Here is a 16942-nt window from a genome sequence, read left to right on the forward strand (position 1 = left end):
TGGCTTAAATACTAAATATTTTAGTATAAATTAAAAATTTTCCTTAATACTTTATTATTCAGATACTTACGATTATTTGTTACGGGTATTACTTCAATTAAAAATTGCTGAATTTACGCTTTAATTATTGATTAGCTCTGACAAGTGTAACATATCAGGTTTTGATTCATCATCTACAAAAACCTAAGCATGACAACACCAACACGAGCAAAAAAAATCAGACTGTTCATCTTTACAATTTTGGTCGGTTACCTCCTATTCATTCTACCCAATCTATTCTTTGGTATCTCTAAATGGAACGGTGGACTCAGTGGGATCAACTTGTTCTACACTGCCATATTTCAGTTCGTAACCGTCACCGCACTGGTTAAGTATTCGCTTAAAAAAGCAGGCCATGATCTGCATTTTATTGGGCTGATTTTTCGTTCGAAAGATGTTTTGATTGGAGCGGCTATAGGACTTGCCTGGACTGCCCTTCAGTTCCTTTGGATCATACCCGCAACCGGTGGTGCTGAACGGGCAGATGTTGCTAATATGGTTAAGATGCTGGATGGTGGAATCCTTTCACTCTTGTCATTTATTTCGTTAGGCGTGATTGGAGGTGGAATCACGGAAGAAGTTTTCAATCGAGGTTATTTTATAAATGCCCTAAAGGAAACATTTTCAAATCCTAAAATCGGTCTTTACATGGCTGCAATTTTATCCATGATTTTCTTTATCGTGGGGCACCTTCCCTCTAATCAAATCGAGCTCATGGATATCACGATTCCAACATTGGCTTACACGCTCATATTCATCAAAACCGGAAGGCTGACCGCACCCATTGTCACGCATGGATTATACAATATGTTGGCGATCATTTTGGTCCATCATTTGTACAATGTGTAAATTCACAAACTAACATTTACAATTATGCAAAAGTCCGGATTAGCTTCATCTATCATTCTTGCAATTTCAATTACACTTGCTGGATACTTTGTCGGCCAAACATACATAGCCGGTAAGAAGCTGGACCGCACAGTAGTGGTGAAAGGACTTGCTGAAAGAGAAGTTCAGGCGGACATTGCAACCTGGCCTTTGGAACTGACTGTCTCCGGAAATGAGCTTGGCCAACTTCAAAAAACATTGGAACACCAAACCAAAATTCTTCAGGACTTTTTTGCCGGATTGGAATTTACCGAGGAAGAACTCACAGTGGGAGCACCAACCATCCAGGACAACCGGGCGTTGCTTTACGGAGGTCAGAACGCTTACAACCAAGACCGTTACATTGCCAAAGTAGATTTTAACTTACGAACAACTAAGCTAGATAAAATGAGCGAAGCGATGTACAAGGTTCCCAGCATCGTCGGTCAGGGACTGGTAATCGGATCCAAAAACACCTGGCAGCCGGTTCAGTATATCTATACAAAACTCAATGACATTAAGCCAGAGATGATTGAAGAGGCAACCAAAAATGCTCGTGAGGCTGCAGAAAAATTTGCTCGTGATTCCGGGTCTAATGTTGGAAAAATCAAGTCGGCCAATCAGGGGTATTTTTCCATCACCGATTTAGACCAGAATTCAGGTGTAATGAAGAAAGTTCGGATCGTATCTACACTCGAATTCTACATTGAAGACTAGGCTTCTCTGACTGATTCATCTCAGTCTCCTCTCTGCCAAACATCATATCCCATCCATGAATTTTGACCAAATTTTAAGGATCAAATCTTACGGATATGGGAAATCAAGTTGTAAGCTCTGCCTTAAACCAATCCATACGTACTGAATTCATTCGACACCTCCTGAATGATGTGAAGTGTCTTGAGCTTATGCTGGAGCGAAAACTGATTGAGTCAGGGATTCACCGAATTGGTGCTGAGCAGGAAATCTCATTGATTACAGAAAACTACCGTCCTCAAAATAATGCAGATGAAATTCTAAAAGACCTCAATGACCCCCACTTTACCAATGAGCTCGCACTTTACAATCTCGAAATAAATCTCGACCCAATCGAACTTAAAGGCAGCAGTTTGAATGAAATGGAAACGAACTTACGGAGGTTGCTGAATAAAGCTTCGGCTGCTGCTGCAAGACATGATGCATATGTCCTTCTCACCGGCATACTTCCTACCGTGAGCAAAACAGAGCTTTCACTTGAGTACATGACACCCAAGCCTCGCTACCGGGCACTCAATGAAATGATGAAAGGAGCACGGGGCTCAGATTTCAGTCTTCATATTAAAGGAGTGGATGAGCTTTTCATGAAACACGACTCGGTACTGACAGAGGCATGTAATACAAGTTTTCAACTACACCTTCAGGTAGATCCTGAGAATTTTGTTTCAGAATACAATTGGGCACAGGCTATATCCGGTCCCGTCTTAGGTGTATGCACCAACTCACCACTTCTCCTTGGAAGAGAACTCTGGAATGAAACACGCATTGCTTTATTCCAACAAAGCATTGATACCAGAAGATCGAGCTATGCCGTAAAAGATCAAATATCCCGAGTCAGCTTTGGAGAGACCTGGGAAGAAGGGACCATCGCAGACATTTATAAAAATGAAATCGCCCAACATAAAGTCCTTCTGTGTCGAGAAATCGAGTCTGATTCGCTGAAAGAACTGGCAGAGGGCAAATATCCCAGGCTGGAAGCACTCAGCGTTCATAATGGCACCATTTACAGATGGAACAGACCTTGCTATGGCGCAACTAAAAACAGTGCACATGTAAGAATCGAAAACAGGTACATTCCTGCCGGTCCTACCATTATTGACCAAATGGCCAATTTCGCCTTTTGGGTCGGTCTGATGAAAGGACGCACCATCGCTCACTCTGAAGTACAAAATCAAATGGATTTTGAAGATGTGAAATCAAACTTCATTAAAGCAGCGCGATACGGGAAGGGCTCGGTAATGAACTGGAGGGGACGCCAGGTTTCTGTCCGGGATCTTGTTACAAGAGAACTGCTACCCATGGCCTATGATGGTCTGGAAAATGCCGGCATCAATAAATCTACCGCTGAACGACTCTTAAGCATTATCGATGCACGTGCGGTGGGACAAACAGGTGCACAGTGGTCAATCAGAAACTATCGTAAGCTCAAGAGAACTACCCGAAAAGATGATGCCCTCCTGGCCCTGACCAAATACATGTATAAAAATCAAACCGAGGACAAACCCATCCATGAATGGCCGGAAATCCCGGACCACCCCCCTACTCACGAGCATGCTTCTCGGGTAGGTCACATCATGTCCACCAGGGTTTTCACGGTGCAGGAGGATGATCTGGCAGAGTTGGCCACCCAGATCATTCAGTGGAAAAATATTCACCATGTTCCCGTGGAAAACCAAAAAGGGGAACTATGCGGAATCCTCACCTGGACACATATGCAGCGATTCGACAAAGAGGCTGAAGGAAATAAAAACAAGACAGTAAGGGACATCATGGAAAGTAAAGTGATCAGCGCTGATCCGGAGATGCTGATCAAAGAAGCTATCAGCCTTATGAAAAAGCACGAAATCGGCTGTCTGCCTATCATACATCATGACCACCTTGTGAGCATTGTCACCATCAAAGACATCAAACAATATGATGAAGACCAAAGTGCATAGTGAAGCGCTGGATAAAACCATTGAAGTTGGGCGGATCATAAGTGAAGTTCGGGGAAAGCATAAAGGACCAACACTGGTCTTTGTGGGAGGAATACATGGAAATGAACCAGCAGGTGTTTTTGCACTTAATCATGTACTGGAAAAACTAAACCCTGAAATAATACATGGAAGTGTGTACGGAATCGCCGGTAATCTGTGGGCGCTTGAGCATTCAGAGCGTTTTCAAACAGAAGATTTGAATCGTATGTGGACGAAAGATCGTCTCAGGGATTTAAATGGTGATCTGTCTAGTGCAAAGCATCAGGATGAAGCAGAGCAGATGCAAATAAACCAGCTACTAATGAACATCAGAAAAAAGGAAGATGGACCTCTTTTCTTTTTCGATATGCATACTACTTCCAGCGAAACGCTCCCTTTCTTGACCGTAAATGATAGCTTACTAAATCGCGCTTTCACTTCGCAGTACCCATTGCCCATCATTCTTGGAATAGAAGAATACCTGGAAGGACCAATCCTAAGTTACATCAATGAATTGGGCTATGTAGCTTTTGGATTTGAGGCCGGACAACATGATGATATGTCTTCCATTGAAAATTGCGTGGCATTTATTTATCTCTCCATGATTTATACCGGAGTACTTAAAAAGAAAGAAGTAGATCACCATAAGTATCACCAACTCCTGGCTAAAACAACCGGTGACATTCAACACACTTATGAGATTTACTTTCACTATCATATCAAACCGCATGAAATATTTAAGATGCTTCCGGGCTATTACAATTTCCAGCGCATCCGGCAGAATCAACACCTGGCAAATAGCAATGAAGGTATGGTCTTCTCTAAACGGAATGGAAGAATATTTATGCCGCTCTATCAGGCAAAAGGTTCGGATGGCTTCTTTCTTATTCGAAAAATCAATCCCATCTTTCTGAAGCTCTCAGCATTTGTCCGTAAACGTCGACTGGATCGGGTCCTTGCATTTCTTCCGGGTGTAAAATGGATGGACACATCCAAATCTGCGCTGCTGGTCAATAAACGAATTGCACGATTCTTCACAAAAGACGTCTTTCACTTATTTGGCTACCGCAGCGTCAAAGCTGACAAAAACCACTATTGCATGTATAATAGGGAGGCAGCAGCCAGAACCTTCGACTATGTCGGCCAGGAGTGGTTAAACCTTTAATCTCAGCTTACCAACTCAATCCTCAACCCTACTCCAAGCATTTTCTCACCATTGACCCACCTGGCCGTGACGTGGATCTCTGTTTGATTGTCGAGCGCAGGCTTGATGGTTTCAGCTAATTCCTTGTTGAGGTAACCTATCTGATTACCTAATTTAGATAGGACCTGCACAGCATTGGGATCATACGGATTGCCCGGTTCTGGTTTTATTGTCAGTTTATCATCCTCTTCCACCTCTCGTTTGATTATATCCTGACGTGACGTTCCATCGGTGTTGTTTAGGGAAACACCTACCACCTTTGTTTCATACACGAATACAGACGGTATTTTAATAATTTTAGCCACTAACCAAATTTACAAACCATGCGCATTATTCCAGCATTATTTATCCTCATCGTATTCTCCACCACCGCACAAGACATCAATAAGCTGGCAGACAAACACATTCAGGATAATGGCGTTCAGATTATTCAGGATTTCAAAACACTGTTATCGATTCCCAACGTGGCTTATGATTTGCCAAATATCAATAAGAATGCTGCACACATCATTAAAGAATTGAAAAAGAGAAACGTTGAGACCAAACTCCTGAGAATGGTAGGAACTCCTCCGATTGTTTATGGCTACTATCCTGTAGAAGGAGCCACACGCACACTCGCTTTCTACGTTCACTATGACGGACAGCCTGCCGATAAAACCAACTGGACACACGACCCCTGGGAACCCACCTACTATTCAGGTCCCATGAATGATGGCGGAACGCCCATCAAGTTTCCAGAGTCGTATCAGGAGATCAACGAAGACCACCGCATCTACGCCCGATCTGCCGGAGATGATAAAGCTCCGGTCATAACCATTCTTACCGCTTTGGATATGATCCAAACCAATGAATTAGATGTAACTTCCAACCTGGTTTTCTTTTTTGAGGGTCAGGAGGAAGCTGGATCTGATCAGCTTCATCAGTACTTAAGCGATAACCGTGAGCTGGTAGATGAAATCGACTTATGGCTATTCTGTGATGGTCCTATTCATCAATCAAGAAAGCCGCAACTGGTTTTTGGTGTTCGCGGTGTAACAGGAATGGAAATAACCACCTACGGGCCTAATCGTCCCTTACATAGTGGCCACTATGGCAACTGGGCTCCTGTTCCGGGGCAGCTCCTTTCAGAACTCATCGCGTCCATGAAAGACGAAGAAGGAAACGTAATCATTGATGGATTTTATGATGATGTAGAGCCACTTAGTGAGCTCGAAAAGCAAGCCATGGCAAACATCCCACTTATTGATGAAGACCTGAAGCAGGAGTTGGGAATCAATAACCCTGAAGGAACTGAGTCCTACAATGAGCGACTCCTGCGTCCATCGCTTACCATTAAAGGACTGAGTAGTGGAAACACTGGAAAGCTAGCAAGAAATGTAGTTCCTGCAACAGCCACTGCAGCTATTGGAATGCGACTGGTGAAGGGCTGTGATCCAGAGAAACAAAAAGACATGGTGGAAGCACACATTCTTAAGCAAGGCTTCCATATAGTCAGAGAGGACCCGGATCAGGAAACAAGAATGAAATATCCCAAAATTGCCAAGGTGACTCGCTCGGGTGGCTACCCTGCTGCTCGTACTTCCATGGATCTGCCGATTATTCAGGATGTGATTGAACGTTCTAGAGATGTGGCAGGTGATGATTTGATTCTACTGCCAACTCTTGGAGGGTCTCTCCCGCTCTACCTGTTTACGGATGAATTAAATAAGCCGGCCATTATATTACCCATCGCCAACCATGATAACAACCAGCATGCGCCTGATGAGAATATCCGTATTGGAAACCTCTGGTATGGTATTAAGTTAATGAGTGCCTTGATGACAATGGAAGAGTGATTTTCAAATGTCGTCTTCGAGAGCCTCAGACTGACAGTTGGGAAAACTGCTAAAATAGCGTGTCACCCTGAGCCTGTCGAAGGGTGTGGAATAAGCACAGCGAAGGATTTATTACTCTCTAATAATTCCGCATAATTAAAATCCCAAAATAAATTCAGCATGACTTTCTGAGTGAGATTAGCTACAGCGACTATATTTGGCAAAAAATCAATCGCATGTACAATTTCCTACTTCAAGCTCATTCCGGATTAAGATACCTCGTACTGCTTGCTGCCGTTGTGGTGGTGATCAAATCACTCATTGGTTGGTTTGGTGGAGGTGCTTACACCAAATTTGATAAAATACTCGCCCCTTCTTATGTAGGATTGATGCACTTGCAGCTTTTGATCGGACTGGTGCTTTACTTCATCTACAGCCCATTTGTGACTTACAATATGGGCAATCCGGTAGAACGCTACTGGTCAGTAGAGCATATTGCTTTGATGGTCTTTGCGGTGGCTGCTGCGCAGATCGGACGTTCCATTAGTAAGAAATCTAGCGACGCACAAGTGAAGTTTCGATTCCAGACAATCTTCTTTGGGATATCTATCCTGTTAGTCTTTGTAGGTCTAGCCACTATGCCGGGAAGAGGAATATTGTAGTTTGAAAATCCCCCTTTGAAGGCGGTCCGACGTTTCGGGGGTGTGTTGGGTTAAGCGTTGCAGGGGGATGTAAATATTTTTAAACAACCCCCCAACCCCCTTTATTATGGGGGAGTATTCTCAAAAAAATTACTTCTCAACTAGAAATCGATAGATTTCTTCCCACCCCCTCGGCTTCAACTCCGCATCTGTTTTATTATCTGAGTAGGCCGAGGTAAGGTAGATCGCTTTACATCCCAGGTTTCGGGCCAGTTGCACATCAGTAGCGCGATCGCCGATGACATAAGAACTCCCTAAATCATAATCTCCTGATATGTACTCTTTCAGCATACCGATACCCGGCTTGCGATTCGGGTGATTGTCTTTCTCGTAGTGCTCATCGATGTGTACCGCATCAAAGTGGATCCCTTCCGTTTCCAGCAAACGCATGATGAAGTTATGCACTGGCCAGAACTCATGATCCGGGAATGCATCCGTTCCCAGCCCGTCCTGGTTGGTGACCATCACAAACTTGAAGTTAGTTTCTTCTTTGATCTTCTTGAGGTAGTACAAAGCTTCCGGCAGGAAGTCCAGCTTTTCGATGGTCTCAATTTTCTCATCATCTGTCTCCTGAATGATGGTTCCGTCACGGTCGATAAATAGGATGGGTTGCATGGGTGCGAAGATAAGATGCGGAATGATTAATTACTCTTACAGACTATAAACATTGGTTTAATAAAAAGCCAGTGTACTAGCGAAAAAATATTGTTTATAATCAAGCCTTACTCCTTCAGAATCTTTCCTTCGTAAAGTTCTCCTCCAACAAGTACCACACGTATGAGGTATTGACCATTTTTAAAACCAGAAATATTTAATGTTTCTAACCCTTCATTAAAGGATTTTACCAGCCTACCCTCCAGATTATAAAACTTAACACTCCGTATCACTTCAGGATTAACTCCCCTCAAATGAATTATATCCTGTGAAGGATTAGGATAAGCCAGTACCTGCCTAATATCCAATTCAGAATTTACCCTGATTACAGGTGAATGTTCAAATGAACCATCCACATCTACCATTCTGAGTCGGTAATAATGAATGCCAGCATCCACATTCATATCTACAAATGCATAGTCATGTTTGCGATTTGTATTTCCATTAGAGGCCACACTACCAATAGCATCAAATTTTTCTCCTTCTTCACTTCTTTCAATCAGGAAATAATCTGAGTTAAATTCAGTGAGCGTAGACCAGGAAAGCCGAATATCCCTATTCTCCGCTCTTCCTTTAAAATCAATTAACTCCACAGGAAGTGGGTTGGCTTCCGCATCTGTAGAGTAAATAGAAAAATCACTAAAACTGGAAGTCTGACCTGTTACAGTAAAAGGGTCTGATCCTGAGGCCCCCACACGTGTTAATTCCAACCAATCTGTTCCATCAAAACGAAGCACTCCTAAAGTAGAAGGATCAGAAGCCTCATCGCTACCTTCAATCTGTAGTTCCACATCTGTTGTTCCCGGTGTTCCGCTGATTACATCAATACCCCAATATCGGGTGGTCAGTGTGCTTTCTATATTTCCTGCTAACTGACTGCTAGCTGTTCCATGCAAGTCTCGCATGTCACCAAAAGTACCTCCTCCAATCGGAGCAGACTCTCCAATATGAGATACCGAGAAGGTGGTTGCGTTGGTAGGGGTTAATTCCACCGGGCGATAGGCTCCTCCGTCACCTGCGGGAAAAGTAAACAGTGTTGCCGCTCCAACCAAAACCACCATTTTACCCTCTATATGGTTGCTTATCCCAAATGTTCCGCTAATTGGATTGTTCAAGGTTAATAATGGATCATCGTCCTTATTTCCATCATCCAAATCAATATCAAGGACGCCATTTGTCAATGTCAATGTATTATTGATTTCAAGATCAGCCAAAACTGTTAATCGGCCTCCATTCAATGTCACATCATCAATAGTAGTGCTCGTCTCCGGATCGATAGCAATATTTTTACTTACCGTTAAGAGTTCTGTATAGTCATCCTGAATAATCGTCACTGTCCCGTCAGTATTCACTAAATCATGTCCTTCCTGTACCCGATCGCCGATGGTTTGTGAACTGAGAGGTCCGACAATTAATCCATCAAAATCACCTTGAAATCCAGGGGTTACCAGATCGGTATCGGTACCTGACGATAACCAGGGAGTAAAGTCATTATTTGAACCTACCAAAGATTGAATGGTGGCCTCATCTATCGTATTAAAATAATTTCCGGAAAGATTTATGCCGGATGTCTCAGCAATAAATCCATTTCCGTTTTGATCCAAATTGCTATCCGAAATAGTCAGACTGCCTCCAGAAAAAACACCGAGACCTGCCGTGTAATAGAAGCTTGGAATATCCTCAACTCCTGACAAGGTAGCTGGATTGGTTATAAATGAGTTAGAAACCGTCGCACTAGCGCCCTCTCTTACAATTACACTGAATCCGGCATTACCTCCTGCTGCAGTCGGATCAAATCCATTTCCTGTTATAGATGATTGGGAGATTGAAGCTACTGCATCTCCTCCTCTGACATAAATGCCTCTGTTTTCATTATCGTGAATATTGCAATTAATGATCGTTGCATCAATTCCAGCCCCATCAGACGAAGATGGAAAATCACCCACGACGATCCCTGAGTAGTTTGAGAGATCGTTGTTTACACCAGAAACATCAAGATTATTCATGGTAATGGTTAGATCATCGGTGGCTGTACCACCAGCTGTAAATACATAAACGGCTGTCTCTGTGTCAATATTGGTTACATCTGAATCAGTGGCAAATCCAGACATGGTCACATTTTGAATCGTTAATGATGATGGGTAGAAACCACCCACTCCATCTGTATTTGAAGGAATGATCCCTGTCATACAACCAGTAAATGCTCCACCGTCAATAACGGCTTCCACACTCGACTGAAGGCCATAGGTGGATATCCCCAATGATGCATTTGAGATGTCATTGTTGTTAAGGTCCAAATCCAGATCACCTGAGGTTAAAAATGCAGCTATGCCAATGCTTCCGCCCGTTGGACTGGTGGCATCTTCTATGGCAAGCATTGAAATCACATTATCAGTAACACTTATGGTCCCGGTGCTCGCATTACCTACCACCAAACCGACGCTATTGGTATAAACCACATTATTCTGAATAGATATTCCGGTATTGCCGGTAGCCACTACCCCGTTGGTTACACTCGAGGTGGATGCATCGGTTCCGAGTTGAATGCCATCTACGGTCACTGTATCGGTGGTGATAGTTATTCCTACTCCTGAAACATCATTAATAGTTTCGGCTCCTCTTACACCATTTCCCGCAATTCCTACATTTGCTCCTTCAAGGGTAACAGGTGATGAGATAGTTAAATTTTCAGAATAGCTGCCTGCGGCAACAATGACCTGACCATTTTCAACTGCTATGTCCAGGCCAGATTGAATAAGCTGTTTTGGATCCGACTGCCGACCAAAGCCCGTATCATCAGGGGCAGAAGCATCTACATAGATAATTCCATTCTCGGCACCCAGAGACGCAAGTCCTCTTCGAAAATCAGCCACATCATCATCCGTATCCTCACCCAAAGGAACCCTGAAGATAGCCTCATCAGCGATGCTTGTTGAGGCTCCACCAGTAACAGTGCCATCAGGAGCACCATCCCCAGCCCCATCACCTTCAATATCATCTCCTATTTCCACATCATCTATGGTTGTACCGTCTGGATGGAAGAGTTCGAAATATGCATCATTCGTTATTGTCTCGGATCCAGTTGGGTTCCCTAAGATTAGATAATCACCCGCGACCGTATTATTAAATGCGCCCGAACCGATATAGTTTACAACTTCAAATGCGCCCGAACTCGTTAGATCACCGCTAAAAAAGCCACCATCAGTTACCTCAATAATCCATTTTGTCAAATTAAGACCTGAGGTTCCAATATAAAGTTCTATCCACTCATCCGTAGAACCGATACTTCCTCCGGGAGCTGGATCGGTAAAGCCACTAGCGCTCCAATCTTGCTGAGGCGACACCACAATTTCATTAATTAATACAATACCCTGAGGGGAGTTATTCGCTCCAGGTGTGGCTCGAGTCTGTACAAAATCATCAGCCTCCACATCTGTATCCTGCCCATTGGGTATGCGGCAGACTGATTCGTCATCTGCATCATTTGCATTGCCTGTAAACATGGTCCCGCTACCTAATGCAATCTCAACCTGATCGACAAGATTGTTATAGGCATCCCTTAAAACGATGGTCACCGACTGGTTAATAGCTCCGGTGGTCATTGTTCCCAAAACCAGATAATCACCTGCGTCTGTATCAGAAAAAGTTCCACCAGTTTGTGAAATATAGTTTACAATCTGAAACGCTCCCCCAACTTCAAGTGAACCAGATTCATCCGTCCCGTCATTTAATTCTATCGTCCATTTGGTTAGGTTGAGTCCAGCATCTTCTATATAAAGCTCCACCCAGTCATCATCCGAATCAATTGTACCTCCTCCATCGCTTCCATCAAATCCATTGGTACTCCAATCTTGCTGAGGATCCACGATTGCTTCGTTTATTAGTACTATTCCCGTAGGGGAATTATCGGTACCTAACGTCGACTGGGTCAACACAAAATCATCTAGCTCCACATCAGTATCCTGACCGTTTGGAATCCGGCAAACAGCTTCATCAGCTATTCCGGTGGATGCCCCGGTAAAAAATGTCCCGGAACCCGCAGCTATTTCTACCTGATCAACAACTGCCATGGTATTGTCTCTAAGAATGACAGTGATTGTGGCATCCATCGAGCCCGAGGTAGGCTGGCCCAATACTATATAATCTCCTGCATCTGTATCAACGAACGTTCCACCCGTTGCAGAAATGTAATTCATGGTGACAAAAGCACCCCCGGCATCAATAAGTCCTGATTCATCTGTTCCATCGTTCAGTTCGATCGTCCACCCTGTGAGGTTTGCCCCATTGGCGGTGACATACAATTCAATCCACTCGTCATTTGTATCAATGAGTCCCAATCCATCTGATCCATCAAATGCATTGGTGCTCCAATCCACTTGCGGATCAGTAACTACTTCATTAATTAATACTTGGGCGTGTAGCCCAAAGGATATTATGAATAAAAAGAGGATGCAGAGACTTCTCCTGGGAAAAGAAAAGAGAATTTGATCCACTACGACAAGGTGAAATTGCGTTCGTGAGTTCATAGCAGGGTGATTTATAGACAGTTAAATTACTGAAAATCAGATAGAATTACTATCAGTCAAAGGTTATGATTCTGTTAATGGCTGGAAAGCGTTGTATCAGCGCCATTAAACCAACAATCATCTAGCTACATAATTTTAACTAGTAATAGTTGCTAAAGCAAATATACATATCCATAAAATATGCCTGCTGATATAAATTATTGTACGTGAAATATTTTGATTAAAATCCTAAATTCAATATTATATACTGACTAGTTTAATATTTAAATCTATTATACTGCTTATACTAATTTTATTGAAATAATTAACTGAATATTGAAACATAAACAATCTATGATACGTAAGATATAGTATGTATTTGTAAATGCAACTATACAAATAGTTGCATATGTTTCACCTTTAAATTTGAAAACCTATGATCTTACTTGGTATTCTTATCATTCTTTTTGGATTATTTATGTTGTATTTCCGACCTCAGCTCAGTGAGCAGGATATTATTGAAGATGGTGTCCTTATCCGAAGAAAGGCACCCCCATTCCTCTTAATGTTCACTAAGAAAATATCCTTGTTTATTGCCGGGGTTGGCTTTATGGTAGCCATGTTGCCCTACCTATTCTTCTGGGCAGAGCCAGGTTATCAATATTTCCTCGTATATCCTACCGGACATAGTGATGTAGTGATGAATCAGGGAATCAAGTTCAGGGGTTTTGCTAAAGTAGTTCCCTGGCAAAAGTATATCGATGTAAAAGTGGTAGGAGATGGCGATGAAATTAAAGATATAGAAGGCTTGATGGATCCGATTCCAATCCGGTTTATCGATCAGGTAACAGCTGAAGTTAAAATCTCAGGTAGATTTCAACTGCCCACAAATGAAGAAGATTTCATCACACTTGCCATAAAATATCGAACCATGGATAACCTCGTTCAAAACACGCTTATCCCAACGATACGTGAGCAAACAAATAATACGGGCTACATGTATGCTGCTCAGGATTATATCTCCGGTGAAGCACAAAGCTTCCGACAAACATTGGATGAACAACTGAAAGATGGTGCTTATGCTGTAATTAAAATTGAACATAAGGATACGGTATACGCTGATATTCAAAAAACTGAGTCTTCAAGAGAGATCAAAGAGATTCGTACACGATATACAGTGGAGCTCGTTCTTGAAAGTGGGCTACCAAAGCGTATCCCTCACGAATTGACTGAAAATAATATCATTGTTTCTCAGGTAATTGTAGACGATGTGGTCCTTGAGCCGATTTTTAAGCAGCGTCTGGAAGCCCAGCGCGACGAGTCTGCTAAAAGGCAGATAGAGCAACAAAAGGTTGAAACTGCTAAGGCCGCTCAAGCCCGGATCATTGCAGAAGGTGAGCGTGATAAAGCAGCAGAGCGTGTTAATCAGGAAAAAGAGCAGGTCAAACAACTTATTGCGATTGAAACAAAGCTTAAACAAGAACGAACCAATAAGGAACTGGCAGCTATCGCTCTGGAAACTGAAAGGCTCAAAGCTCAGCAAAAGAAGGTTTCGGCAGATGCTAAAGCCTATGAAAATGCAAAACTGGTTACTGCCGGACTAACACCTCAGGAACGAGCCGAATGGGAGTATAAAACTTCGGTGGGTGTGGCAGCAGAATTAAGCAAGCTGACTTTCCCTCAGACCATGATCATTGGAGGAGAAGAGCAAGGAGGCACGCCTTTGGAGTCGCTAATCGGAGCTGCAATGGCTAAACAGCTGACAAGTACAAATAATAATTTTCCTAAATAATGGCTAAGGAGCTTCACAGCTCCTTTCTTCTTTTTTATCCGACCTGATCGTGATACCCTTTTCCATCCCACACCTGACATCTGATAGCACTTCTCAATACCCGCGGTTTGAAAAGCGGCTTACCCATCAGGATTCTACCGCACTCCTGGATTCCCTCAATAATGGAAGGATGAGGATGAATAAGTTCAGCAAGTTCTTTTATGCTTTTATCCTGTGATATCAATAACGCTACAGCCTGAATAGCACTCGATGCGTGTTCACCTACTACACGCATACCTAGAATATTCATTGCTTCATCGTTTGTTACCAGCACTTTGATAAATCCTTCTGTATTTCTCATCGCTGTAGCACGAGGGATCGTCTCGTAGTTCAAACTCACCATCTTGTACTCCAAACCAGCTTCTTTGGCCTGAATTTCATTCATTCCTACACCGGCAATCTCTGGATCCAAGAACATGATCGAAGAGATATTTTTATAAATAAGTGGTTGCTCTGGCTTACCAAATATTCGCTCAACCGCATATCGACCCTCTAACTCTCCAACATTGACGAGTGAAATGTCTGCTGTTATATCTCCTACTGCATAAATATTTGAAACAGAGGTCTGTGTGAGATCGTCTTTAATACCTCGATTGTCTATTTCCACTCCAATGCTGTCGTCTACCAGGTTGTCATATTGTGGCACCCGACCAATGGAAATAAGTCCTTTTTCTACCCGGAAACTCTCTTTACTCCCATCGTCATATTCGAGGATATACACCACTTCTTCCCCATCTACCTTCATGTCTATCAACTTGGAATTCCTGTGAATGAGAACTCCTTTCAGTTCAAGGTTCTTTTCAATCACCTTCACCACATCCTCATCCTCAAATGGCAGAATTCGATCCCCTTTGTCAATGAGGTGAACTTTCGTATGACCGAAGTTGGAAAAGATAGTAGCAAACTCACAACCAATCACCCCGGCTCCAACAATCACGATTGATTTAGGGAATTTAGTAAGGTTACTTAGCCCATCAGAAGTGAAAACGATCTCTTCATCTATAGGTAGATGTGGTAGCTTTCTCGGCACACTGCCAGTTGCCAAAATGATATAATCCGCTTCGATGGTTTGATCCTGACCGTTTCCAATTACTTCAACCCTATTCTTAGATGTCACCTTAGCCGTACCGTGAATATATTCGAATAGCTCATCACCCAAACTAAGGTTGATGTTTTCCATGTGATGGGTCATTAAATCCACTCGCTGTGCAACAGCCTGGGCTACTTCTCCCTTAACCTTTTCAAAGCTGAATTCTGTACTATTCAGATTGAGCGTGTTTCCATGGAGGTTGATCATTCGGGCTTCACGGGAAATTTCCCACCAGGTTTTGCTCCAAAGTGCTCCCTGATGGATTCCGGCTCCACCCAATTTATCTTTTTCTATTAATGCTACACGTTTACCGAAATCGATGGCTCTCATGGCTGCTGCATATCCTGCAGGCCCACCACCTATGACACAGACGTCAAATTTCTTCATTTGGCTAGGCGATTGTTTCCCTAAAGATAAAGATTTGATTGATTTAATGAATCAGAAGAAATACGGAGTATGCATAAAAAACAAAAAGGGTGAAAAATCGAGAACGATTTTCACCCTTTTAATACTGCAACTGCCGTAGCAACTGCAATATTCCAAACTACTGTTCGGAATCCCTTTGGATGTGCCTTCGAGGGTTGCCCCTGCGACCGCTTTTCCTCGGCAGTCATTCAAACTTCGTTGACCCAAGCCAAACTTAAAATCAACTTCCCTTTGTCTGACTGGAAACCTTCGGTTTCAGTTTCCTATCCCTTGTTTGATGATACTAATGTAGACCATAATTTTACATCTCCAAAGAATGTAACTATCTAGTTTTCAACAAGTTTTCCATCACTTTTCCACCAGCTTATCCACATCTTTAAGCAACTGTCTTCAGTTTTTCAGCCATCAGCTTTCTGATCTCCGGAATAGAATCATAAAGCTGTTCGTAGGATTCTGTGATGAAATACTCGGTTTGAAAGACATCTTTTCGGTAGGCCGTATCCAGCATGTGATCGATACTAAAAGCATGCTTTGGTGGCTTCTCACTTAGGGAAAACCTGGTCTCCCCTGCAGAAGACAATATTCCTGCTCCATAGATCCTTAAACCAGCTGGATCCTGGATCAAACCAAACTCCACCGTAAACCAGTATACGCGTGACAAGAGCTGAATAGCATAATCATTTCCAACATACTCTAATCCAATCTTACTTAGCTCTTCCAAAAAGTTCACGAAATGCTGATTGGTCAAAAGAGGAACATGGGCAAACACATCGTGAAACATGTCAGGCTCTTCCAGGTAATCCAGCTCCTTCATCTTCCTCAACCAGGTAGTAGCAGGAAACCTTCGATTAGCCATTAGCTCAAAAAAGGTGTAGTCAGGTACAATACCCGGAACCACGGCTAACTGCCACCCGGTAGTATCCTGAAGGATTTGATTGGTTTCTTTAAAATCCGGAATGGTTCCTGTCTCAAAATTGGCAATCTTTAGTCCATCCCGATAAGCTTCACAGGCATGAGTGGGGAATTGTTTCATTTGGCGATCAAATAAGATCTTCCAGACCTCAAAGTCTTCCTGTGTGTAGTTTTCGTAAATCTGTCTCATC

The 16942-nt window shown here is 42.8% G+C and carries 12 protein-coding genes; 7 read left to right on the forward strand and 5 right to left on the reverse strand.

Annotated elements, in window-relative coordinates; genetic code table 11:
* Nucleotides 1-189: 189 nt before the first annotated feature.
* The 4 genes from ACOQON_RS10130 to ACOQON_RS10145 all read left to right on the forward strand — a co-directional run bounded on the left by ACOQON_RS10130 (nt 190) and on the right by ACOQON_RS10145 (nt 4779).
* Nucleotides 190-888 carry a CPBP family intramembrane glutamic endopeptidase gene (locus ACOQON_RS10130; RefSeq protein ID WP_420575324.1) on the forward strand — a complete coding sequence of 233 codons (699 nt, stop codon included), beginning with the start codon at nt 190-192 and terminating at the stop codon, nt 886-888.
* Nucleotides 889-912: 24 nt separating this feature from the next.
* Complete coding sequence (locus ACOQON_RS10135; protein ID WP_420575325.1) at nt 913-1623, forward strand: SIMPL domain-containing protein; 711 nt, start codon at nt 913-915, stop codon at nt 1621-1623.
* Nucleotides 1624-1718: 95 nt separating this feature from the next.
* Nucleotides 1719-3596 (forward strand): CBS domain-containing protein, encoded by a 1878-nt coding sequence (locus tag ACOQON_RS10140; RefSeq protein WP_420575326.1) that lies wholly within the window; start codon nt 1719-1721, stop codon nt 3594-3596.
* Entirely contained in the window at nt 3574-4779 is a 1206-nt protein-coding gene (locus tag ACOQON_RS10145; RefSeq protein WP_420575327.1) for a succinylglutamate desuccinylase/aspartoacylase family protein, read from the forward strand. The genes ACOQON_RS10140 and ACOQON_RS10145 overlap by 23 nt, the downstream gene beginning before the upstream one ends.
* 2 nt (nt 4780-4781) lie before the next feature.
* On the opposite strand, the gene ACOQON_RS10150 is transcribed toward ACOQON_RS10145, so the two are convergent.
* Complete coding sequence (locus tag ACOQON_RS10150) at nt 4782-5123, reverse strand: HIRAN domain-containing protein (RefSeq protein WP_420575328.1); 342 nt, start codon at nt 5121-5123, stop codon at nt 4782-4784.
* Nucleotides 5124-5141: 18 nt separating this feature from the next.
* Between ACOQON_RS10150 and ACOQON_RS10155 the strand changes: the two genes are divergently transcribed.
* Nucleotides 5142-6653 (forward strand): M20/M25/M40 family metallo-hydrolase, encoded by a 1512-nt coding sequence (locus ACOQON_RS10155; RefSeq protein ID WP_420575329.1) that lies wholly within the window; start codon nt 5142-5144, stop codon nt 6651-6653.
* 215 nt (nt 6654-6868) lie between these two features.
* Nucleotides 6869-7294 carry a hypothetical protein gene (locus tag ACOQON_RS10160; RefSeq protein ID WP_420575330.1) on the forward strand — a complete coding sequence of 142 codons (426 nt, stop codon included), beginning with the start codon at nt 6869-6871 and terminating at the stop codon, nt 7292-7294.
* A gap of 129 nt (nt 7295-7423) precedes the next feature.
* On the opposite strand, the gene hisB is transcribed toward ACOQON_RS10160, so the two are convergent.
* Together hisB and ACOQON_RS10170 are read right to left on the reverse strand one after the other, a co-directional pair.
* Nucleotides 7424-7948 (reverse strand): histidinol-phosphatase, encoded by a 525-nt coding sequence (hisB, locus tag ACOQON_RS10165; RefSeq protein WP_420575331.1) that lies wholly within the window; start codon nt 7946-7948, stop codon nt 7424-7426.
* 107 nt (nt 7949-8055) lie between these two features.
* The gene (locus ACOQON_RS10170) at nt 8056-10365 is read right to left on the reverse strand and encodes a T9SS type A sorting domain-containing protein (RefSeq protein ID WP_420578686.1); all 2310 of its coding nucleotides are present in this window, start codon (nt 10363-10365) and stop codon (nt 8056-8058) included.
* A gap of 2563 nt (nt 10366-12928) precedes the next feature.
* On the opposite strand from ACOQON_RS10170, the gene ACOQON_RS10175 reads away from it, so the two are divergent.
* The gene (locus ACOQON_RS10175) at nt 12929-14284 is read left to right on the forward strand and encodes a cell envelope integrity protein TolA (RefSeq protein WP_420575332.1); all 1356 of its coding nucleotides are present in this window, start codon (nt 12929-12931) and stop codon (nt 14282-14284) included.
* Between the two features lie 34 nt (nt 14285-14318).
* Here the strand turns inward: ACOQON_RS10175 and ACOQON_RS10180 are convergent, their stop codons facing one another.
* Entirely contained in the window at nt 14319-15800 is a 1482-nt protein-coding gene (locus tag ACOQON_RS10180; protein ID WP_420575333.1) for a dihydrolipoyl dehydrogenase family protein, read from the reverse strand.
* 415 nt (nt 15801-16215) lie between these two features.
* Nucleotides 16216-16941 (reverse strand): phenylalanine 4-monooxygenase, encoded by a 726-nt coding sequence (locus ACOQON_RS10185; protein WP_420575334.1) that lies wholly within the window; start codon nt 16939-16941, stop codon nt 16216-16218.
* Nucleotide 16942 lies beyond the last annotated feature (1 nt).

This window comes from Ekhidna sp. (genome assembly GCF_965221965.1).
GTDB lineage: Bacteria > Bacteroidota > Bacteroidia > Cytophagales > Cyclobacteriaceae > Ekhidna.

Coding starts and splice junctions, on each gene's coding strand:
- ACOQON_RS10130 (WP_420575324.1), top strand. CDS start 190: ATGACAACACCAACACGAGCAAAAAAAATCAGACTGTTCATCTTTACA.
- ACOQON_RS10135 (WP_420575325.1), top strand. CDS start 913: ATGCAAAAGTCCGGATTAGCTTCATCTATCATTCTTGCAATTTCAATT.
- ACOQON_RS10140 (WP_420575326.1), top strand. CDS start 1,719: ATGGGAAATCAAGTTGTAAGCTCTGCCTTAAACCAATCCATACGTACT.
- ACOQON_RS10145 (WP_420575327.1), top strand. CDS start 3,574: ATGATGAAGACCAAAGTGCATAGTGAAGCGCTGGATAAAACCATTGAA.
- ACOQON_RS10155 (WP_420575329.1), top strand. CDS start 5,142: ATGCGCATTATTCCAGCATTATTTATCCTCATCGTATTCTCCACCACC.
- ACOQON_RS10160 (WP_420575330.1), top strand. CDS start 6,869: ATGTACAATTTCCTACTTCAAGCTCATTCCGGATTAAGATACCTCGTA.
- hisB (WP_420575331.1), bottom strand. CDS start 7,948: ATGCAACCCATCCTATTTATCGACCGTGACGGAACCATCATTCAGGAG.
- ACOQON_RS10170 (WP_420578686.1), bottom strand. CDS start 10,365: ATGCTTGCCATAGAAGATGCCACCAGTCCAACGGGCGGAAGCATTGGC.
- ACOQON_RS10175 (WP_420575332.1), top strand. CDS start 12,929: ATGATCTTACTTGGTATTCTTATCATTCTTTTTGGATTATTTATGTTG.
- ACOQON_RS10180 (WP_420575333.1), bottom strand. CDS start 15,800: ATGAAGAAATTTGACGTCTGTGTCATAGGTGGTGGGCCTGCAGGATAT.
- ACOQON_RS10185 (WP_420575334.1), bottom strand. CDS start 16,941: ATGAGACAGATTTACGAAAACTACACACAGGAAGACTTTGAGGTCTGG.